The 22,213-nt window shown below is 38.2% G+C and carries 22 protein-coding genes; 17 read left to right on the top strand and 5 right to left on the bottom strand.

Translation table 11 applies throughout. The features are described 5' to 3' along the window. Positions 1–4 precede the first annotated feature (4 nt). A complete protein-coding gene (locus FW768_RS14000) occupies positions 5–2,158 on the bottom strand; it encodes a peptidylprolyl isomerase (RefSeq protein WP_153396386.1) in 2,154 nt (717 codons plus the stop codon). Positions 2,159–2,420: 262 nt separating this feature from the next. Between FW768_RS14000 and lon the strand changes: the two genes are divergently transcribed. From lon to FW768_RS14015, 3 genes are all read left to right on the top strand, one after another. After that, on the top strand, positions 2,421–4,826 hold the full coding sequence (gene lon / locus FW768_RS14005; protein ID WP_153396388.1) for an endopeptidase La: 2,406 nt from the start codon (positions 2,421–2,423) through the stop codon (positions 4,824–4,826). Positions 4,827–5,049: 223 nt separating this feature from the next. After that, a complete protein-coding gene (locus FW768_RS14010; protein ID WP_153396390.1) occupies positions 5,050–6,162 on the top strand; it encodes an AI-2E family transporter in 1,113 nt (370 codons plus the stop codon). Between the two features lie 168 nt (positions 6,163–6,330). Then, a complete protein-coding gene (locus FW768_RS14015) occupies positions 6,331–6,708 on the top strand; it encodes a DoxX family protein (RefSeq protein WP_153396392.1) in 378 nt (125 codons plus the stop codon). Positions 6,709–6,774: 66 nt separating this feature from the next. On the opposite strand, the gene FW768_RS14020 is transcribed toward FW768_RS14015, so the two are convergent. Then, on the bottom strand, positions 6,775–8,133 hold the full coding sequence (locus FW768_RS14020; protein ID WP_153396394.1) for an acyl-CoA dehydrogenase family protein: 1,359 nt from the start codon (positions 8,131–8,133) through the stop codon (positions 6,775–6,777). 207 nt (positions 8,134–8,340) lie between these two features. Here FW768_RS14020 and FW768_RS14025 point away from each other — a divergent pair, with 207 nt between their 5' ends. From FW768_RS14025 to FW768_RS14075, 11 genes are all read left to right on the top strand, one after another. Then, a complete protein-coding gene (locus FW768_RS14025) occupies positions 8,341–9,255 on the top strand; it encodes a DUF4349 domain-containing protein (protein ID WP_153396396.1) in 915 nt (304 codons plus the stop codon). Positions 9,256–9,410: 155 nt separating this feature from the next. Beyond that, positions 9,411–10,286: a TraB/GumN family protein gene (locus FW768_RS14030; RefSeq protein ID WP_153396398.1), complete on the top strand. Its 876-nt coding sequence runs from the start codon at positions 9,411–9,413 to the stop codon at positions 10,284–10,286. A gap of 24 nt (positions 10,287–10,310) precedes the next feature. Beyond that, positions 10,311–10,820 carry an RNA polymerase sigma factor gene (locus tag FW768_RS14035; RefSeq protein ID WP_153396400.1) on the top strand — a complete coding sequence of 170 codons (510 nt, stop codon included), beginning with the start codon at positions 10,311–10,313 and terminating at the stop codon, positions 10,818–10,820. Next, positions 10,810–11,415, top strand: coding sequence for a hypothetical protein (locus FW768_RS14040; RefSeq protein WP_153396402.1), 606 nt, complete (start codon positions 10,810–10,812; stop codon positions 11,413–11,415). The genes FW768_RS14035 and FW768_RS14040 overlap by 11 nt, the downstream gene beginning before the upstream one ends. A gap of 206 nt (positions 11,416–11,621) precedes the next feature. Further along, complete coding sequence (gene pgi, locus FW768_RS14045; protein ID WP_153396404.1) at positions 11,622–13,262, top strand: glucose-6-phosphate isomerase; 1,641 nt, start codon at positions 11,622–11,624, stop codon at positions 13,260–13,262. Positions 13,263–13,324: 62 nt separating this feature from the next. Continuing rightward, on the top strand, positions 13,325–14,209 hold the full coding sequence (locus FW768_RS14050) for a bifunctional 5,10-methylenetetrahydrofolate dehydrogenase/5,10-methenyltetrahydrofolate cyclohydrolase (RefSeq protein ID WP_153396406.1): 885 nt from the start codon (positions 13,325–13,327) through the stop codon (positions 14,207–14,209). A 6-nt stretch (positions 14,210–14,215) separates the two neighbouring features. After that, entirely contained in the window at positions 14,216–14,845 is a 630-nt protein-coding gene (locus FW768_RS14055) for a 7-carboxy-7-deazaguanine synthase QueE (protein ID WP_153396408.1), read from the top strand. Positions 14,846–14,888: 43 nt separating this feature from the next. Beyond that, on the top strand, positions 14,889–16,259 hold the full coding sequence (locus tag FW768_RS14060; protein ID WP_153396410.1) for an exopolysaccharide biosynthesis polyprenyl glycosylphosphotransferase: 1,371 nt from the start codon (positions 14,889–14,891) through the stop codon (positions 16,257–16,259). Positions 16,260–16,375: 116 nt separating this feature from the next. Beyond that, positions 16,376–17,128 (top strand): MlaE family ABC transporter permease, encoded by a 753-nt coding sequence (locus FW768_RS14065; RefSeq protein WP_153396412.1) that lies wholly within the window; start codon positions 16,376–16,378, stop codon positions 17,126–17,128. Beyond that, on the top strand, positions 17,128–17,943 hold the full coding sequence (locus FW768_RS14070) for an ABC transporter ATP-binding protein (protein ID WP_034726904.1): 816 nt from the start codon (positions 17,128–17,130) through the stop codon (positions 17,941–17,943). Before FW768_RS14065 ends, FW768_RS14070 begins: the two co-directional genes overlap by 1 nt. Continuing rightward, complete coding sequence (locus tag FW768_RS14075; RefSeq protein WP_153396414.1) at positions 17,927–18,538, top strand: outer membrane beta-barrel protein; 612 nt, start codon at positions 17,927–17,929, stop codon at positions 18,536–18,538. The genes FW768_RS14070 and FW768_RS14075 overlap by 17 nt, the downstream gene beginning before the upstream one ends. 39 nt (positions 18,539–18,577) lie before the next feature. On the opposite strand, the gene FW768_RS14080 is transcribed toward FW768_RS14075, so the two are convergent. Beyond that, complete coding sequence (locus FW768_RS14080; protein ID WP_153396416.1) at positions 18,578–18,889, bottom strand: hypothetical protein; 312 nt, start codon at positions 18,887–18,889, stop codon at positions 18,578–18,580. A gap of 87 nt (positions 18,890–18,976) precedes the next feature. Further along, positions 18,977–19,783: a M48 family metallopeptidase gene (locus FW768_RS14085; RefSeq protein ID WP_153396418.1), complete on the bottom strand. Its 807-nt coding sequence runs from the start codon at positions 19,781–19,783 to the stop codon at positions 18,977–18,979. A 107-nt stretch (positions 19,784–19,890) separates the two neighbouring features. Between FW768_RS14085 and FW768_RS14090 the strand changes: the two genes are divergently transcribed. Next, positions 19,891–20,442 carry a DUF4251 domain-containing protein gene (locus FW768_RS14090; RefSeq protein WP_153396420.1) on the top strand — a complete coding sequence of 184 codons (552 nt, stop codon included), beginning with the start codon at positions 19,891–19,893 and terminating at the stop codon, positions 20,440–20,442. On the opposite strand, the gene meaB is transcribed toward FW768_RS14090, so the two are convergent. Next, positions 20,439–21,425 (bottom strand): methylmalonyl Co-A mutase-associated GTPase MeaB, encoded by a 987-nt coding sequence (gene meaB / locus FW768_RS14095; RefSeq protein ID WP_153396422.1) that lies wholly within the window; start codon positions 21,423–21,425, stop codon positions 20,439–20,441. The genes FW768_RS14090 and meaB overlap by 4 nt on opposite strands. A 164-nt stretch (positions 21,426–21,589) precedes the next feature. On the opposite strand from meaB, the gene FW768_RS14100 reads away from it, so the two are divergent. Together FW768_RS14100 and FW768_RS14105 are read left to right on the top strand one after the other, a co-directional pair. Beyond that, positions 21,590–21,880: a c-type cytochrome gene (locus tag FW768_RS14100; RefSeq protein ID WP_153396424.1), complete on the top strand. Its 291-nt coding sequence runs from the start codon at positions 21,590–21,592 to the stop codon at positions 21,878–21,880. A 24-nt stretch (positions 21,881–21,904) separates the two neighbouring features. Next, complete coding sequence (locus FW768_RS14105; RefSeq protein WP_153396426.1) at positions 21,905–22,192, top strand: cytochrome C; 288 nt, start codon at positions 21,905–21,907, stop codon at positions 22,190–22,192. Positions 22,193–22,213 lie beyond the last annotated feature (21 nt).

Raw genomic sequence — 22,213 nt, forward strand, 5'->3', positions numbered from 1 at the left:
TTTCTTATTGTTGCTGATTACCCAGCTTGTTCCAGATCTCGATTCTGTAATCTTTGATATCTGCATTATCCTGAAGGCTCTTCATCCAAGCCTGTCCGAACATACCAGAGTTTCTCTGAGTAATAGATTCTGTGAACTGCTTAAGATCTCCAGGTTGTTTGTTTACTGTTTCCGACTTTTTGATCAGTACATAAACTCCCGTTCCTCCCTCAATAGGGTTAGAAAGTTTTCCTTTCGCCACTCCAAATGCAGCACCTGCTACTTTAGGCTCCATAGCACCTGCTACAGAAGGGTTAAGCATATTTACCTGAGCAGATTGTTTTGCAGATGCAAATAATTTAGCGATCTGATCTAAGTTAGAAGCTTTAGCTCCTGCAATTTTATCAGAGATTTGCTTTGCAGCCAGTTTATTTTTAACAATCATTTCGATCTGATCTCTTACTGATTCAGGATCTGCAAGACCTGCTTCCTGTTTTCCGTTAAGATATACTACGATCTTATCTCCTGTTCCTTCAACAGTAAAGAATTCTGTATCTCCTTTAGCTCTTTTCTTATCAAAAGCCCAACCCAGGATCTCACCATCTTTATCAGTACCAAGTCCCTGAAGCTGACCGTCAAATCTTTTAGCCGTCTTAGGATTAGAGAACTGGTAATTTCCTTTTTTCGCAATGTTCACGAAATCGTTGAAAGATTTCCCTTGTACCTGCTGAATGAATTTTCTTGCTTTCTTGTCAGATTCTGCTTCTGTAGCATCTGAAGGCTTCACCTCTTTTACAAGGTTAGCCACTTTATAGCTCATGGCACCAGATTTTTTATCTTCAACATTGATGATATGGTAACCAAACTGAGTTTCTACTACTCCTGTAGCTCCTTTAGGGTTCTCTGCTAAGAATTTAAGGAATTCCGGAACGAAAGGAGTTTCTGGTGTAGTCCATCCTAAACTTCCTCCCTGTGCTGCAGAGCTAGGGTCATTAGAAAGCTTGATAAAGTCTGTGAATTTACCCGGATTTGCTTTTACAATAGCTCCGATAGAGTCTGCTAATTTTTTAGCCTGTTCTTTAGATCTTGTAACACCTTCCCCTGCAGGGCTTCCTTTGAAAGCAATAAGGATATGTCTTGATAAGGTAGAATCTGAAGTCTTTTTATCTAAAAGCTTAGAAACCACATAAAAGTTCTGCTCTTTGTAAGGTCCGAAAACCTGTCCGATAGCAGCTGTAGGAATCTGCGCCTGAATAGTCTGAGGCAGCTGGTTAGGCTTCATATACTGAGCATTGAAAGGCATATCAGAATTAGCCATTACAAACATCGAATCATTTTTCGTGTTCTGGAAATTCTCCGTTCCTCCACTCGCATCTGTTCCTCCTGAATACAATTTTGTAATTTCTTTCTGAGCGGCTGCATCATCTGCTGCACTAGGCTGAGAAGGGAAATATACAATCCCCAGGTTTCTGCTTGGTTCAGCTTTGAACATTACAGGGTGCTGATTGATATAGTTTGCAAGATCCTGTGTAGAAACATTGATCTTTGTTTTCTGAAGGTAAGTAGCATAATCGATCTTTACAAAATCAATATCAGCAAGCTGGTCTCTCTGCTTCATCAGCTCTTCAGCTTCTTTCTTTCCTGTAGTGATCCCTCCTGAAATATTGGCAAACACCTGTCTCGCCATCAATCTGTACTCGATTGTTTTTCTGGTTTTCATCCACTGGTTATATTCCTGTGGATCGGTGCTTTGTAATGTTTCAACCTGTTTTTTTAATTCTTGTGTTTTAAAATTACCTTTCTCATCAAAGAACTGTTGATTCTGAGCAAACATCTGGTCGTACTGGATCTGATTCCAGAAATAATCATCTGTCATTTCAAAGCCCAGTTTCTCAAACTGCTGCTTGATGAGTTTAGATTGTACAAGTAACTGCCAAGCCTGCTCTTCAAGTCCGTTTTTTGGACGGCCTTGCTGATCAGCCTGCTGCTGCAGCACGAAAAGCTGGTCATTGAACTCTTCGCGGGTGATTTTCTCACCGTTTACTTTTCCTAAAACATCAGGATTTTTACCAAAAACCTTGTCGATACTGTCCGGGTTCACCAGAAACGCTAAAAGCGCCAATGCAATCACCCCCATTAATAGCCAAGGCTTACTCCTAATCTGTCCTAAAATTGCCATTTTATAAATTATAGTTTTTTATCAGTTTGCGAAAATACACATTTTTAAGAAATTAGAGAAGCGGAACTTCTTTATTTTAATTTTTTTCCAACAGAAGGTATCGAAAAAAGGAAATTTTGACCATATTTTTTATCAAAAAACAAATGGCATAAGTATTGTGCATTTTAGAAGACCATAATATGCTTACCATTTTCAGCGCATATTGTGAGTAATCAATTTAATGATTTAAAACGAAGATGACAATTTGTCACCCCAAATAATTATGACGAAATTTGAAGATATGAGTTTAGAGGAAATGATCAGCGATGGGTTTGATATTGTAGCTGAAGAGATCAATCTTTCAGACTTTTCGGAGACGGATAAGAATTCCGAGCAGAAAGTATTCCCTATTCTTCCCGTAAGAAATATGGTGATGTTCCCGAACGTGGTAATTCCTATCACAGCCGGAAGAAAAACATCAATACAACTTCTTGAAGAAGCTCAGAAAAACGGAGATTTCATTGGAATCGTAAGCCAGAAAAATTCAGATCTGGAGCAACCGGACGAGAAAGATATTTATCAAACCGGAACGCTTGCCAAGATCATTAAGATCATTAAACTTCCTGAAGGCAATATTACGGCTATTACAAAGGGATTTCACAGATTTAAAATAAAGAAGATAGTAGATACAAGCCCTTATTTTAAGGCTGAGATCACGAAACTAAAAGACTCCAGGCCTAAAAACAAGGAGGAATATGAAGCATTGCTGGAAAACATCAAAGATCTGGCCCTGAAAATCATAGAACTGGATCCGAACATCCCTAACGCAGCTAATTTTGCTATTAAAAATATCAGCAACAATGATGATCTTCTGAATTTCATATGCACCAATGCCAGTTTCTCATCCCTTGAGAAGCAAAGACTTCTTGAAGAAAAAAATCTGATGGAAAGAGCCAATAAGTGCTACGAAATGATGCATGAGGATTTCAGAAAGCTGGAGCTCAGAAATCAGATCCATCAGAAAACCTCTAAAGATCTTGATAAGCAGCAGAGAGAATATTTTCTGAACCAACAGATCAGAACCATCCAGGAAGAGCTTGGAGGCGGCCCTGAAAGTGATGTAGAAGACCTCATCATTAAAGCCAAAGCCAAAAAATGGAACCACGAGGTGGAAGAACATTTCCAGAAAGAGATCAACAGACTACAACGTCAGAATCCTAATTCCCCGGACTACAATGTACAAAGAAACTATCTTGATTTCTTTACAGATCTTCCATGGGAAACCTATACAAAAGATGTTTTTGATATTGCAAAAGCAGAAAGAATATTAGACAAAGCTCACTTCGGACTGGAAGACATCAAGAAAAGAATTCTTGAGCATATGGCTGTTTTAAAATTAAAAAACAATATGAAGTCTCCTATCCTATTGCTTGTAGGTCCTCCGGGAGTGGGGAAAACTTCTTTAGGAAAATCGGTTGCTGATGCATTAGGAAGAAAATATGTAAGATTATCTCTGGGTGGGCTTCATGACGAAAGTGAGATCCGCGGTCACAGAAAAACCTATATCGGAGCGATGGCCGGAAGGATTCTTCAATCCATCAAAAAATCGGGCACTTCCAATCCGGTGATTGTACTGGATGAAATTGACAAGATTGGGCAGGGGCTTCACGGAGACCCAAGTTCCGCATTGCTGGAAGTCCTTGACCCTGAACAAAATAAATCATTCTATGATAACTTCCTGGAAATGGGATATGACCTGTCTAAAGTAATGTTTATTGCTACTGCCAACTCTCTTTCCACCATTCAGACTCCACTTTTGGACAGAACGGAAATTATAGAAATTGCAGGATATACCCTGGAGGAAAAGACTGAAATTGCCAAAAGGCACCTCATCAAAAAACAGCAGGAAGAAAATGGACTTGACGCTAAATCCTTCAAGCTAGGCAATGTTGAGCTGAAACATATTATTGAAGCACACACTTCAGAAAGCGGGGTAAGAACTCTTGAAAAAAGGATTGCTTCTATTGCCAGATGGACAGCCCTTCAGACAGCTCTGGCAAAGGAATATGATCCGAAAATTTCAGTAGAAAAAGTAGATGAAATCCTTGGTGTCCCAAGACCAAAAAGCTTATCTGAAATCACGGGAGTTCCCGGTGTTGTAACAGGGCTTGCCTGGACCAGCGTAGGTGGAGATATCCTTTATATTGAAAGTATTCTAAGTAACGGAAAAGGAGCATTAACGATGACCGGAAACCTGGGAACCGTTATGAAAGAATCTGCAACGATTGCTTTAGAATATATCAAAGCCAAACATGATGAATTAGGCATTCCACAGGAAGATCTGGACAAGAAAAATATTCACGTCCATGTTCCGGAAGGAGCTACTCCAAAAGACGGCCCTTCTGCCGGAATCACAATGCTGACCTCAATGGTTTCTTCATTTAAAAACAAAAAAGTAAAACCTCATCTTGCAATGACTGGTGAAATTACTTTAAGAGGAAAAGTTCTTCCGGTAGGCGGAATCAAGGAGAAACTTCTTGCGGCAACCAGAGCAGGAATCAAGGATGTTATTCTTTGTGAAGCCAACAGAAAAGATGTGGAAGAAATCAAAAAGGATTATCTGAAAAACCTTACTGTACATTATGTAAACAGAATGGAGGAAGTCATTGATATTGCGATCGAAAATTAATTTATAACATATCAACTCTCAATAAGGAAACGTGTCTCATATTTTTGGGATGCGTTTTTTTATTGTAAACATTCATTTCATTATTCTTAAAACCTACCAAAATAAAGGTACCACACGACCAGTCTTTTATATTTCACTTTAGAAAAGAAATATGTTAATTAAACTAAAATGAACTTTCAATTCGACAGGTTTTCTTATTTTTATCCTACAGATTTGAAAAATTATGAACTTTCTCAGACTTCCATTCCTCGTCAATCTCACGCTTGTTGTTATTTCCATCATCGGACTTGGCTATCTGCTTGCACTGGGACAAAGCATTTTAGCACCCTTCTTTCTGGCTTTTTTAATGGCCATGCTCTTTCTTCCGGCTGCTACTTTTATGGAGAGAAGATTAAGGTTTCCAAGATCTGTATCCACTATGACCTCAGTATTTATCATGCTGGCGATTTTATCGGGGCTTATTTATTTTTTCGGATCACAGCTTTCTGATTTCAGTAAAGATATTCCTCATCTCAGGGATCAGGTAACTACAGTGTTCAGCAGCCTGCAGCACTGGGTTTCTAAAACATTTAACGTAAAAGTTGATGAACAGCTGGATTACATTAATCAGGGGTTGAATAAACTGCTTTCTTCTTCGGGTGTGATTCTCGGCTTTACTTTCGGAATATTTTCTTCCGGATTCGGGTTCATTGTATTCTTTACCCTGTTTTTCATCTTTATCTTAAATTACAGAAGGATTCTGAATAATTTTATTGTGACTGTGTTTAATGAGAAACATAAATCCAGCGTACAGGAGGTTGTCACTGAGATCCGTGTAATGACGAAAAAATATATTTTCGGACTCTGTCTGCAGGTTTTAATTGTTTCAATACTCACTTCTATTGTTCTTACTGTTTTAGGGGTAAAATATGCCGTTCTTCTGGCTGTACTGACAGGTTTATTGAATGTAATCCCCTATCTGGGCATTTGTATATCATTATTAATCTCTTGCTTTATTGCTTTTGCAACCGGCACACCTTCTACATGCATTTATGTCGCCATTGGATATATTGCCGTGCATATTGTTGACGGAAATATTGTTTTACCTTTCGTAGTAGGCTCTAAAGTAAAGATCAACGCTTTATTTTCTTTCATCGGAATTATTTTGGGCGAACACCTTTGGGGGATTGCAGGAATGTTCCTGTGTATCCCGGCTATCGCGATCATTAAAATTATTTTTGAAAGAGTGGAAGGGCTGAAGCCTTGGGGAAAATTGCTTGGAGAGGAAGAAAAGCCCAATAAAAAGAAAAAGAGCTACAAAATCTCCAAGAATATTACGTTGAAGGAAATGGACTGATGGATGGGCAATGAGTAATGGGTAATTGGCGATGGGTGATGAGCAATACTTTCTTCAATTCAGAATTTTGAAGACCGAACTTTAATTTTACACGAACAATGTGTTTTTATTCATAAATTAATAAAAATATGATGTTTTTATTTTACATTTGATATAAAATCATCAATCATGAAAATCGTAAAGTTTATTATTTGCCTGTTGTTCGGTCTTATGTTTATTAATGCAGGGTTGAACAAGTTTTTTCAATATTCACCCATGCCTAAAATGACTGACGAACAGTTGAAAATTTACGCTGCATTCAATGAAATCGGCTGGCTGTTTCCATTAGTAGGTATTGTAGAGATCATTGGCGGTATATTATTCATCTTCCCCAAAACCAGAGCATTGGGTGCTATTGTAATTCTCCCTGTAATGGTTGGAATTGTTCTGCAAAATGTATACAGAGATCCAAGCCAGGTAGGTATCATCATGGCTGTTGTTCTTTCTCTAATCAATATCTGGATGATTATTGACAATAAAGAGAAGTATAAAAACTTAGTTAGTTAGCAGGTACCAGACTACAACAACGCAGCTTAATACCTGCAACCTATCTTCTACTTCCTATCACCTATTTCAAATAAATGCACTGAATCCCGTGATTGATCTTCCCACGATCAGGGAATTGATCTCTTTTGTTCCTTCATAAGAGTAGATGGCTTCTGCATCTGCCACAAACCGTGCGACATCATATTCCAGTAAAATACCGTTCCCTCCCATTACCTCTCTTGCTCTGGAAACAATATCCCGGGTTCTTAGCGTACAGAAAACTTTGGCCAGTGAAGCATGCTCATCTTTTAATATGCCTTCATCCTGCATTTCGGAAAGTCTGAAAACCATAGTCTGCATTGCGGTAAGATTAGAAAGCATCTCCACCAGGTGCCCCTGAATCATTTGAAATGAGGCTATAGGTTTTCCGAACTGCTCTCTTTTCCGCGTATAATCCAATGCGCTTTCATAGGCTCCTCTTGCACATCCGGTAGCCATCCATGCAACTCCGGCTCTGGTCATCCGCAGAACCTTTCCGGTATCTTTGAATGAATCTGCATGCTGCAGCCGGTTTTCTTCAGTAACCAGACAGTCTTTCAGCGTAATCAGTCCATTTTGGACGATTCTCAGAGCCATTTTTCCTTTGATTTTCTCAACGGAATATCCGGGATTATCTTTTTCAACAATAAAGCCTTTCACTTCACCGCTATCCAGATCTCTGGCCCAGATAATGATTACATCGGCGAATGTGGCATTTCCGATCCATTTTTTCTGGCCGTTAAGAATCCAGCCTTCGGGTGTTTTTTTACAGGTTACCGTCAATCCGCCGGCAGCTCCGGATCCTACTTCAGGTTCTGTAAGACCAAAAGCACCGATCTTCTCAAACTTCTGCATCTGTGGCAGCCATTTCTGTTTCTGTTCTTCTGATCCGCAAATATAAATAGAACCCATTGCCAGACCGGACTGCACTCCAAAGAAGGTAGCTATGGAGGCATCTATCCTAGCCATTTCCATCGCAATAACCCCTTCCATCAGAAATGGCATTCCCGGACAGCCGTATCCTTCATAAGTTACTCCGCAAATGTTAAGCTTCTGAAATTTCGGGATCAATTCGAAAGGAAATTCGTCTCTGAGCCAGTAATGGTTGACCAGAGGTTTTACTTCTTTTTCCATGAATGTTCTTACTTTAAGCTGGATTTCCCGTTGTTCCGGTGTCAGGGTATGATAAATATCGTAAAAATCACCATCTATGGGCGGAAGCTCTTTCTTTTTTTTATCCGGGTCCAGCATTTTCATTAATCCGTGCAGCTGTTTATCATCCAGCTTAGAGAAATTATGCATCAGTTTCGGAAGATCTACTTTTTGAGAAATAGAGCCCAATTGTTCAAAATCTATGGATCTGAATAATTCTATTACATTTCTGATTTTGGAAAAAGTATTTGACATAGTAATGATTTGTGGGATTGATTTGTAAAAGATAAGCAAAAATTACTCCGAAAACAAAGCCAACCGTTCATAAATATTTTACAAAACACTCATTTACAATCCATTAAAACAGAATTTCTCTTTACAAGTTTTTTACGCTGGATTTTCAAAGGTTACAAAAGATCCTGTCTGAACTTTGGGATACACAAAACCTTAAATATCAACGCTATGAAAACGACGTACCTTAAACTATCACTATCTGCTGTTCTTTTATTAGGAACTTTTTCATGTAAAAAAGGAGAAGCTTCCGCCTCTGAAATAAAAGCATACGAAACGACAGATTCTGCTGCAGTACCTATCACAGACAGTATATCTTCTGCCGCTTCCACCCATGTAAAGGATAAGCAGTTCATTAAAACTGCAGATGTAAATATGGAAGTAAAAGATGTTTATGAAGCAACGGTTTCCATTGAAAAATCAGTTCAGGAACTGGGAGGTTTCGTGACCCACAGCAATCTTACCAGCAATGTAGTTTCTGAAAACACCTACAATACTTCCGGAGAAGAAGCAATGCTTATAAAAAAATACCAGACAGAAAATACGATGCAGGTTCGTGTTCCGGCTGAAAAGCTTGGTGAATTTTTAGCGTTGGTTAATGATAAAAAATTATTTCTTAATTCAAGAATCATTCATGCGGAAGATGTGACCTTCGATATCAAATATGCTGAAATGGAAGGTACAAGAATCAAAAAGACAGGCGATAACATCAGTAAACTCAAAGCGACAAAAGATAAAGTAGAGCTGGATGATCAGAATATGTCGGAGGGAAATCTTCAGAAGCTGGCCAATATGAACACCGGAAACGATCTTCAATACAGCACCATTGACCTCTACATTAAAGAGCCCCAACTGCGCATTGCTGAGATTGCCGTTACCAATATAACCAATATTGATAATAAGTATAAATTCAATTTTATATATGATGCAAAAAATGCTTTTGTAGAAGGCTTTTATCTGATTCAGAAGATTACAGTGGGTCTTATTACTGCCTGGCCGTTTGTCTTGATCATAGCTGCCGTGATTTATTTTTTAAGAAAAAGAAAAACAATAAAACCTGAACAGCCAAAAATTTCAGAATCCTAAAAACTACCCTAACCAATTGGTTATCATCATAATTTTAGATTTTACAGACCTCCTTTTTTAAGGAGGTTTTATTTTTTTTCAAAAAAAACTGTAACGACTTTCCAAGTACTATTACCTACTGTTTAAAAGAACAGAAAATCAAAAAAAATAATATCATGAAAAATTTAGTAAAACTTGGATTCGCAGCATTAACATTAATGACTTTTATAACAGCCGGCGCACAAGGTAAAAAACAGACCAACGAAAACAGTGTTCTCTGGGAAGTAACAGGAAATGGCCTTTCAAAACCTTCTTATATTACCGGAACCTGCCATATTATGTGCAGTAAGGATTTTGAAATAAAACCGAAAGTGACAAAAGCTCTTGAAAAAACAGACCGCTTTGTGATGGAAATCAATTATACAGATCCCTCAGAAATGACAGCATTGCAGGGAATGTTCCAAACCGACAAAAAATTGACTGACCAGCTTACGACAAATGAAGCAAAAGAACTGGATAAAATTCTTGCTGATTATGGAACCAATCTGAAAAATATGGACAATTCTTCCTCTCAGGCGCTCTACGCTCTGATCTCAATGAAAGCTGTTCCATGTCCGCAGACTGAAATAAAATCTTATGAAATAGAGCTTTTACAGGCGGCCCTTAAAAGCAAAAAGAGCATTGGCGGACTTGAAAAAGTGGAAGACCAGCTAACCTCTATCAACAAAGCGTATGATCTGAAAGAAGTCATCAAACAGCTGAAAATGGGCAAAGAATATGAAAGTCTTCTTAAAGACATGGTGGAGGCGTTCAAAAAAGAAGATGTACAATCGGTTTACACTCTGTTTAAAAATGATAAATTTATGAACGATAAACAAGAAAAAGCAATGCTTACTGACCGAAATAAAAACTGGGCAGAAAAAATGCCGGACATGATGAAAAAAGAAAGTAATCTTTTCGCTGTAGGCGGTGCTCACCTTATGGGAGATCATGGAATCATTAAATTGCTCAGAGCAAAGGGATATACTGTAAAGCCTGTATCAGATCTATAATATAACCCAAACCATGAAATTATCGTGAGCAGTCAAACTGAAGCTACGTTTTTAAAGCTAGTCAATCAGCACAAAGGCATTTTATACAAAGCCTCCCGAATCTATGCTGACTCTACAGAAGATCGGGAAGATCTTCAGCAGGAGATTCTCATCCAGCTATGGAAATCTTTCCAGACTTTCAAAGGAGACAGCGAATTTTCCACCTGGATGTATCGTGTTGCCATCAATACAGCGATTACTTATCTGAAAAAGGAGAAGAAAAGAACCCAGAACCAAACTGATGCTCCTGAACATTTTGAAGTACAGAGTGAAGATTACAACCCTGCAAAAGATAAGCAGCTGGAAATTTTTTACAATGCCGTTCAGAAACTCAATCCTTTAGAGAAAGCCGTGATCTTCTATTTCATGGAAGGAATGTCCCATAAAGAAATCGGAAGCAATCTGGGTCTCAGTGAAGGTAATGCCCGTGTAAAACTCAACAGAACAAAAGAAAAAATACAACAAATCATAAAAAAAACAGGTTATGAATTTTGATCAATTAAAAGAACAATGGAATAATGAAGAAAGCAATGTTCATATTCCGGACACTATAGAACAGTTAAAAGAAAGCAAACACCCTATTGAAAGGATCCGGAAAAGCATGAAAAAGGAATTTCCCGCACAGATACTCGCTGTTATTCTGATTGCGTTTTTTCCTTTACAGTTTAAGTTTCCTTCCTCTCAGTATGTTATTTATTACACATCGTATGTAATGATGGCAGTCATATCCTGCTATTATCTGTTCGGATTTTATCAATTTTATAAACAAACCGGTATTTATACCGGTAACACGAAAAACAGTCTTTGGAAAATCTATCATGAGCTCCGTCTCAATATGGAAAGGTATCAGTCTTTCGGATTTCTGCTCCTTCCGCATTTTTTAATTACTATCGGGCTAGTGATCTACAATACTCTTGAAGAAAAGGGAAAATCACTGAGCGGACTTTCGGAAGGATACCAACAGGCTTTAATTCTGGCTGTGCTTATCGGAACACTTGGACTCGTTACAAGCATTGTCTTATGGACGAAGTACGTTTATGGACGTAATGCCAAACAGCTGGAAAAGATTCTTGATGATATGGACGAATAAAGCTAAAATCTTACAGAAACCAATAACCATGAAATCCCCGGACCAAATTCCGGGGTTTCTTTTTTAAAAAAATGTTATTTATCATCCTCAAATTTAATTGAGGTTTTATTTTTCCTTAAATTTGCAGATCGGAAATAAAATGATAAGAATTCTGATCTTTTTTTTGACGGTTCTTTTCATTTTCTGACTCACATAATTCTTACCCTATGCTATCAAAAATAAACCCTATACACACTGACAGCTGGAAAGCTCTTGATGAACATTTCGCGGGAAATGATTTCGACCTGAGAAGCCTTTTTCAGTATAACCCGAATCGTTTTAATGAATTTTCCATCCAAAGAAATGATTTTCTTTTTGATTATTCCAAAAACCTGATCGATTCAAGAACGAAAGCTCTTTTATTAAAACTTGCTGAAGACTGTCAGTTAGAAGATGCCATTTCCAAGATGTTTTCGGGAGAGAAAATTAACGAAACGGAAGGAAGGGCGGTTTTACACACTGCTTTAAGGGATTTTTCAGATAAGGAAATTCTTGTAGACGGTGAAAATATAAAGCCTCAGATCAGAAAAGTTCTTGATCATATGAAGGCATTCTCGGAACATATTATTTCCGGAGCGCATAAAGGTTTCAGCGGAAAAGAAATCACAGATGTTGTCAATATCGGAATCGGAGGATCTGATCTTGGCCCGGTGATGGTATGTTCTGCTTTAAAACATTTTAAAACAAGACTGAACGTTCATTTTGTTTCCAACGTAGATGGCAATCATATTGCTGAGACTGTTAAAAACCTGAATCCGGAAACCACATTATTCATCATCGCTTCCAAGACCTTTACTACCCAGGAGACGATGACCAATGCCTATTCAGCCAAAAACTGGTTCTTAAAGGCAGGAAAAGAAGAAGACGTAGCAAAACATTTTGTTGCTTTATCCACTAATATCCAGGAAGTTAAAAAGTTCGGGATTGCAGAAGAAAATATTTTTGAATTCTGGGATTGGGTTGGCGGAAGATATTCCCTTTGGAGCGCTATTGGCTTGAGTATTGTTCTGGCAGTAGGCTACGACAATTTTGAACAGCTTTTAAGAGGAGCATTTGATACCGACCAGCATTTTCAGACGGCTGACTTCTCAGAAAATGTTCCTGTTTTAATGGGACTTTTAGGAATCTGGTACCGTAATTTTTACGCAGCCACGAGCTATGCTATTCTTCCTTACTCTCAATATCTGGACAGATTCGCTGCTTATCTTCAGCAAGGCGATATGGAAAGTAACGGAAAATGTGTAGACAGAAACGGTGAATTTGTAGAATATGAAACAGGACCTATTATCTGGGGTGAACCCGGAACCAATGGACAGCATGCTTTCTATCAATTGATCCATCAGGGAACAGAATTGATTCCTGCAGATTTCATCGCGTATGCAAAGAGTCCTAATAAAGTTTCTGATCACCAGGATAAATTACTCGCCAACTTTTTTGCTCAGACTGAAGCACTTGCCTTCGGAAAAACGGAAGAGGAAGCAGAAGAAGAACTGAGAAATTCCGGTAAATCTGAAGAAGAAACAGACAGGCTGTTAAACTATAAGGTCTTCCACGGAAACACTCCAACTAACTCCATATTATTCAAAGAATTAACCCCTCTCACATTAGGACAGTTAATTGCGATGTATGAGCATAAAATTTTCGTTCAGGGGGTAATCTGGAACATTTTCAGCTTTGACCAGTTCGGGGTAGAATTAGGAAAGGTATTAGCCAATAAAATTCTTCCGGAACTTGAAAATAATGAAGCCGTAAGTTCTCACGACAGTTCTACAAACGGGCTGATCAATTATTATAAAGAGAATAAATAGAATCAGCTGGCTTCAGCATACCATTGTATTCAATAAATCTAAATAAAGTAAAAAAAGTAAAAATGGCAGAAATTCTTGACGGATTAAAAGTATCCAAAGAAATAAAAGCAGAGATCAAGGCTGAAGTAGAAAAGATTCTAGCGTCAAAAAGAAGAGCACCGCATCTGGTAGCTATTCTTGTTGGAAATAACGGGGCAAGTAAAGCCTATGTGAATGCTAAAGTGAAAGACTGTGAAGAAGTGGGCTTTCAATCAAGCTTAATTAAATTTCCAAGTACAGTTTCTGAATCTGAATTACTGGAAAAAATTGATGAACTGAATAAGTCTAAAGCAGTTGACGGATTCATCGTTCAGCTGCCTTTACCGGATCAGGTTGACCAGGAGAAAATCATTAATGCCATTGATCCAAGAAAAGATGTAGATGGCTTCCACCCTGAAAACTTCGGAAAAATGGCACTGGAAATGGATACCTTCCTTCCTGCTACCCCTTTCGGAATTTTAACGCTTCTGGAAAGATATAACATCGAAACCAAAGGGAAAGACTGTGTAATCATCGGAAGAAGTAAAATTGTAGGAAGACCTATGAGCATCCTTATGGGAAGAAAAGATTTCCCTGGAAACTCTACGGTAACCCTTACTCACTCTTATACTAAAGACATTGAAGAATACACGAAAAAAGCTGATATTGTTATTACAGCTTTAGGAGACCCTCATTTCCTTAAAGGAGAAATGATCAAAGACGGAGCTGTAATTGTTGACGTAGGAATTACAAGAGTAGATGATGATTCTCCAAAGGGATATTATCTGGCAGGTGACGTAGATTTTGACAGCTGTGCCGCTAAAGCAGGCTGGATCACACCGGTACCCGGAGGAGTAGGACCAATGACAAGAGCTATGCTGATGAAGAATACCATCATCGCTTATAAAACATCGGTTTATAACGACTAATTTAAAATGAATAAAGAACAAGATATTTTATTAAAAGAAGGTAAAATGCTCCCTGTGATGGAGCATTTTTACACTTTACAGGGAGAAGGGGCACACACCGGAAAAGCCGCCTATTTTATCAGACTGGGAGGCTGTGATGTGGGTTGCCATTGGTGTGATGTGAAAGAAAGCTGGGATCCCAACCTTCACCCATTGATGAATGCGGAAGAAATTGCAGAAACAGCTGCAAAACATTGTAAAACAATTGTTCTTACCGGCGGAGAGCCTCTAATGTGGAACCTGGATATTCTTACCTCCAAATTAAAAGAACTGGGATGCAGCATCCATATTGAAACTTCAGGAGCTTACCCGATGAGCGGACAGCTGGACTGGATCACACTTTCCCCAAAGAAGACAGGTCTTCCGAAAGAAGAGATCTACCAGAAAGCCAATGAGCTTAAAGTCATCATTTTCAATAATCATGATTTTACTTTTGCACAGGAACAGGCTGCCCAGGTTTCAGAAAATTGCAGGCTTTATATGCAAAGTGAATGGAGCCGGCGTGATGAAATGTATCCTAAGATCACTGATTTTATTCTGGCACATCCGGAATGGCAGGCTTCTGTTCAGACTCACAAATATCTGAATATCCCGTAAAAATACGTAACTTAGCCCTTCGTATCCGTTATAACACCGATAGATGCAGAGAATTCGATACTCTAGATACCTGAAATCGATCATCATTTTGCTTGACCTTCTGGTTATTGCATCTATTTTTATATTCTTTTTTATCAGCAGAAACGAAGATTTAAAGTATCATGAGGAAACCTGGTATCAGAATATTTTCTCTCTGATACTGCTATTTTTGTTCTGGATACTGCTGAGTGGCAGGACAAAAATTTACAATATCCCGAGAAACCTCACATACACCTTGTTTCTGGAACGTCTTCTGGTACACTTTTTATTTTTTATACTGGGTGTTCTGCTGATTGGAAAAGTAAGTAAAAATGTATTTTTCACTTCGGATATTTACTGGCTTTCATTTTACCTTTTTTTCTGTATTTTCTTTACGAAGTCTATTATATTCTTTTCTATCAAATATTTTCGTTCTTTGGGGATCAACTACAGGAACGTTATGTTTTTGGGAGAAACAGATGCTACAGACATTTTAAAGAATATATTTCAAAACAGGAAAGATTACGGATATAAAATCTTTGAATATGAAAAATCCGATATCAATGACTTAGACCTAGTGAACTTTTGGAAAAAAAATGGTATTCACACCCTGTTTTTATCAACAGAAAATAACTTCAGCGAACAAGAGGAAACACAGATCTTCCGGCTGGCAGAGGACAATAAAGTACACGTATCCCTGATACCGAGTATTACCCAAAGTGATTTTTTCCTTTATGACTTAGGCTATATTCAGACGCAGCCTATTCTTAATCAGGCAAAATATCCTTTAGACTATTATGCTAATTATCTGGTAAAAAGAACTTTTGACATGGCATTTTCCATTATCATATTGCTTTTTATCTGTTCATGGTTATTCCCGATTGTTGCTCTTTTCATAAAAGCAACTTCAAAAGGGCCTGTTTTTTTTGTTCAGAAAAGATATGGTTTTCACGAAGAAGTATTTGATTGTCTTAAATTCAGAACAATGGTTGTAAACGATCAGTCTGCCATTAAAACTACAGAAGAAAATGATTCCAGAATCACCAGTATCGGAAAATTTCTGAGAAAGACCAGCCTTGACGAACTTCCACAATTCATTAATGTATTGAAAGGAGACATGTCTGTTGTAGGGCCACGCCCTCATATGCTGGCTGTTGACAATTATTACAAACCTAAAATCGGGAGATACAGTTTGAGAAGCATGGTAAGTCCGGGTATTACCGGTCTAGCTCAGGTAAGTGGTCTGCGGGGAGACTATGGAGATGTGGAAATAGAAATGAAAAAAAGAATTCTTGCCGATGCTTTTTATGTGCGAAACTGGAGCTTTGTTTTGGACCTGGTGATCATTTTCAAGACAGTTTTCCTGGTTATCGGCGGAGATAAAAACGCGAAATAAGTTAAACATACTAAGGAACAGATTGAGAAAACCCAGTGGGTTCTGAGGTTCAATATCGTTCAGACCTTAAACTCATTCTTAACTTTAATTAAATAAAAAAAGTCTAATTTAGCAGCATGTTAAAAAAGTTTTTCACAGCTGTAGGAGAATACATTATCCTGCTAGGTAAATCCTTACAGAAGCCTCAGAAAATGAGGGTTTTCTGGAAGCTGTTCATGAGAGAAATTAATGATCTCGGAGTCAATTCTTTTGGGCTTGTGATCTTCACTTCTATATTTGTGGGAGCAGTAGTTGCTATCCAGATGTTCAATAATTTTGATTCTTCTTCTTTCCCGATTCCGCCTTCCTTCGTGGGTTATGCTACGAAAGCAGTTTTGGTTCTGGAATTTTCGCCCACCATTATCAGTCTTATCCTGGCGGGTAAAGTAGGATCTTATATTGCATCCAGTATAGGAACCATGAGGGTTTCCGAGCAGATTGACGCATTGGACATTATGGGGGTGAATTCGCCCAACTTTCTGATACTTCCAAAAATTTTCGCCTGCGTTATTTTCAACCCTATTCTTATTGCCATCAGTATCGTATTCGGTATCGGTGGAGGCCATCTGGCAGGTATGCTTACCGGGAACTGGACTGAGAATGATTATATAGTAGGGATTCAGATGTATATGCCGAACTTATTCGTGTATTATGCATTTATCAAAACTACTGTATTTGCTTTTATCATTGCTACGGTCCCTTCCTATTTCGGGTATAACGTAAAAGGAGGATCACTGGAAGTAGGTAGAGCAAGCACCCAGGCGGTGGTATGGACAATGGTATTTATTATCATTTCCGAATTAATTTTAACCCAATTAATATTAAGCTGATGATTGAGGTAAAAGATCTTAAGAAGAGTTTTGGCGATGTTGAAGTACTTAAGGGAATTTCAACTTCTTTTGACAAAGGAAAGGTAAACCTGATCATCGGGCAGAGCGGCTCGGGAAAAACTGTTTTCCTGAAAAGTTTACTGAATGTATATCAGCCCTCATCAGGAGAAATTCTTTTTGATGGTACGGATATCAATACGATGACCAGAGACCAGAAACAGCATCTGCGTTCGGAAATCGGGACCGTATTTCAGGGCAGTGCACTTTTCGACTCGCTAACGGTGGAAGAGAATATCATGTTTCCGCTGGATATGTTTACAAACCTTACATTCCGGGAAAAAAAGAAAAGGGTTTTTGAAGTGATAGGCAGGGTACACCTTGATAAAGCGGGCAGAAAATTTCCGTCTGAGATTTCCGGGGGAATGCAGAAGCGTGTGGCCATTGCAAGAGCCATCGTGAACAACCCGAAATATCTGTTCTGTGATGAACCGAACTCGGGACTTGACCCTTACACCTCCAATATTATTGATGACCTTCTTCTCGAAATTACAAAGGAATACAACACCACAACCATCATCAATACCCACGATATGAATTCGGTAATGACAATTGGTGAAAAAATTGTATACCTGAGACTGGGAATTAAAGAATGGGAAGGAAATAAGGATGTTCTTATCACCGCAGGCAATAAAAATCTTATTGACTTCGTTTATTCTTCAGAACTGTTTAAAGAATTGAGAGAATATCTACTTGAAAATAATAAAACGATTGAAAATACAATCACAAAAATAGACGATAATGAAAAAGGTACTTAGTATAGCATTAATCGGGTTCTCTATGTTGGCTACTGCACAGATCTCACTGGCAGGTAAAGCCAACTTAATATTCCCGACAGGTTCTCCTTCATGGAAAAATATCAAGGGAACGGTAAATGATGCGATTGACGGAACAGGAAAAAACAATGCAGGTTTCAATGTAGGACTTTCATTAAAAGTAGGACTTCCAACTTCACTTTTTGTAATGCCGGAACTATATTATACTCACTTCAAAAATGAATTTACTACCGAGAATACTACTTTCGATGTAAAAAGCAACCGTATTGATATGCCGGTTCTTGTAGGGTATAATGTATTAGGAAATATGCTGGGGGTTTTCGTAGGGCCAGTGGCAAGCTATAATTTGAGTACGGATAATACATACAATGATTTTAAAGAAAACGCCAAAAATAATTTTACAGTAGGTTACCAGTTCGGAGCCCAGCTGGAAATTAAAAAACTGATTGTGAATGCTAGATATGAAGGGGCTTTCAGTAAGGATGAGAGAAACTTCATCAATAAAGTTTCAGGATCAGAAATCAGATATGATAACAGGCCTAACCTATTTATGGTAGGTTTAGGATATAAGTTTTAAATCAATCGAAATAACAACTATAAAAAAGCCCTCTAAATCTTAGATTTGAGGGCTTTTATTCTGTTCCTGAAGTTCTGCTTCGCGTTTGGCAATCTCAGCCGCCTGTTTTTCCAATTCTTCTTTATCCTTCTGCAGCTGTTTAAATTCCTTTTTTTTCTGCTCAGCTTTAAGAGCACTTCCTTTACTCATATAACCTACCATTCCTCCAATGATCAGCCCGATTCCTACACCAGCCATCATTCCCATCATATGAGAGAGAGTAATTTTTTCAACGGTAAAATCCGTTGTAAGGTAAAAAAGCAGTGCTGAAACCGCAAGCAGTATAAGCCCGGTAATTGATAAGCTCTTCATAATATCGTGTTTAGTGGTTGTAGTAAAAAAGCCTTACTAATTTACGAAAAAATAAAATAAGGCTTTATACAAGATTAAAAATTCAAATTATATCTTTCCTCCGGCAGCTTTATAATATTCTAAAGCTTTCGGAAGGTTTTTATTGATATCGGATATTCTGGTTTCCGGATTCGGGTGGGTAGAAAGGAATTCCGGTTGTCTCGCTCCTGAAGAGGCTGCTTCCATTCTGTTCCAGAATGGTACTGCTTCTCTTGGGTCATATCCTGCCATAGACATCAGGTATAATCCCATCTGGTCTGCCTCAGATTCCTGGCTTCTTCCATATTTCAATAAGGCAACCTGTGATCCGATAGGATACGCCTTTTCAAAAATACTTGCCCACTGTGCATTGGAAATTGTACTTCCTAAAATAGCTCCTCCATACTGGGCCATCATCGCCTGAGAAATTCTTTCATTTCCGTGACCTGCCAACGCATGGGAAACCTCGTGTCCCATTACTACTGCAAGACCATTATCATTTTTTGTCACCGGCAGAATTCCTGTATATACGGCAACTTTCCCACCGGGCATACACCATGCATTCAGTTCATTACTCTGTAACAGATTGAATTCCCAGTTGTAATTCGCCAGATCTGCTGACCTTCCGATGTTCTGATAATATTTTTCCGCAGCACTTTTTATCCTGCTTCCAACACTCACTACTCTTTTAGCATCTGCGGTACCGGTGATGATCTTAGATTTAGACAATGTCGTTTTATATTCCTGTGCAGACATTGTTAATATTTCTGAATTATTGGCGATCTGTAACGAAGACCTTCCCGTAATCGGGTTGGTTGTACAAGCTGAAACTGTCAGAGCAATAGCTCCTATTCCTAATAGTTGTGTTATTTTCATTGTTCGAGTGGTTAATAATTCAACATTTACAATTTCTATTCCAAAATGGTGAAGAAGGAATATATTTGCATACATTTTGCTATTTAAAATTAACAATAATTATGGTTATGAAAAAGTATATTTCACTTATATTTATTTTTGGATTTCTATTTTTCTTTCAAAGCTGTTCTTCACAGGCTTCAGCAGATCCAAAAACAGTAGATGCTCTGGTAAATTCCCAGGATTTCACATTCCATGCACAGCGTGCCAACACCACCAGCTATGATGTGATCAGGATTATGAATTCCATGCCGAATTCCACTGCATCAAGAATGCTTGACCTGAACGGAAATTATACCATCGAAATGCATCAGAATACCATGGAGGTTGTTCTGCCTTATTTTGGAAGAACATTTAACACCACCTTCGGAAACCGCGATGGCAGCAGCTACAGATTTAGTTCCAAGGATTTTACAGTGCAGAAATCTCAAAATAAAAAAGGCACCTGGACTCTAAAAATCAAACCCAACGATGTTCAAAACGTAGATGAAATGTATATAGAAGTTTTTAAAAACGGAAAGACCTTTGTATCCATCAGAGGGAATGACAGACAGCCGATCACCTATGACGGTTATATTTCAAAAAATGAAGAAAATAAAAAGGAGGAAACTAAGCCCTAATCCTTTTTTGACAGAAACTTTTCAACAAATAACTTTGCTTCAGTACTTGGATTGGAAACCATTTCTGAAGCATTTTTTTTGTGCATAAGATAAGCTTCTTCTACAGAATCACTTTTTTTCATCAGGGCAAGAATATATTCCTGAACCCAATATTCAAATCTTTTTTCTGCCTGCTGTACACGAACCTCTTCAAAGCGGCCAGCTTTCTTTTTAAGGCTGATGAATTCATCAATTTTACCATAAACCTCATCAAGCCCCTCATTATTTAAAGCTGAACCAAGCAATACAGGAATTTTCCAGTTTTTTTCTTTTGGTGGAATAAAATCTAAGGCACGTTTCAGCTCCAGTCTTGTATTTTTGGCTTTCTGTAAGTTGTCCTGATCTACTTTATTAATGAAAATAAGATCTACCATTTCCATGATGCCGCGTTTGATTCCCTGAAGCTCATCTCCGCCGCCAATAATTTTGAGAAATAAAAATACATCTGTAATATCAGCAACTAAAACTTCGGACTGCCCTACTCCTACAGTTTCTATCAGAATATAATCATAGCCTGCTGCTTCGCAGATCATCATTGTTTCAAATGTTGTATTCGCAACACCTCCTAAAAAACCGGAACTTGGGGAAGGCCGGATAAATGCATTTTCTTCTCTGGCCAGTTCTTCCATTCTGGTTTTATCCCCTAAAATACTTCCCTTATTAATAGAAGAGCTGGGATCTATGGCCAGAACTGCTACTTTTTTGCCATTGGCAATAGCAAGCCTTCCAAAACTCTCAATAAATGTAGATTTTCCGGCACCGGGAACTCCGGTTATTCCTACGCGGACAGATTTTCCGGTAAAAGGCATTATACTCTTTAAAAGTTCTTCTGCCTGGGTTCTGTGTTCTGCTTTTTTACTTTCAACTAATGTAATCGCTTTTGCAATCAGGCGTTTATTTCCTGATCGTATTCCTTCTATTAGCTCTTCTGTAGAAAATTTCATTGATCCAAAATTAATAATTAAAACTGAATAGTCAATAATATAAAGGCATAACAAAAGAATCCTTTCTGTTATTAATTTTTATTTCTTCTAAATTAAAACTACTGTAAATCTACCCAACGGGAAAGGGAAATTCCTACATTTGTTATTAATCAAATATAAGAAACATGAAAAAAATAGCCGCTGGCACATTACTTACCGGAATTTTATTAGCATCCTGTACACCAAAAGCTTCTACCGCATCTCCTGCGGGACCTGCTGTTTCTACGGCTGAACAGATGGCACAAGGGAAAGTAATTTTTGAAAATTCGTGCGGAAAATGTCATAAATTACCAGATCCTACGGCTCATACATCTGTACAATGGGTAGGCATCATGAACTCTATGGCACCGAAAGCTAAACTGAATGACGAGCAGCACCAGTGGGTTTATGATTATATTGTTTCTGTGAAAAAATAAGCATCATCAACAAAAATAAGGGATATGAAAAAATTAATTTTAAGTATGGCTGCCGGTTCTGCATTTCTTGTATCATGCGGACCTAAAAGCACGGCTGTAACAGGCCCGAAGTATACGGCATCTGAACAGCTTGTTCAGGGTAAAACGATTTTTGAAAATTCATGTGCCAAGTGTCACAAACTTCCTGATCCTGCCAAACATGATGATCAGGGCTGGATAAAAACGTTAAGCAGAATGGCTCCAAAGGCCAAATTAAATGACGAACAGCACCAGATGGTTTATGATTATCTGATCTCTGTAAATAAAAAATAAGCTTTCTTTCGAAAGCTTATT

This window comes from Chryseobacterium vaccae (assembly GCF_009602705.1).
Taxonomy (GTDB): Bacteria; Bacteroidota; Bacteroidia; order Flavobacteriales; family Weeksellaceae; genus Chryseobacterium; species Chryseobacterium vaccae.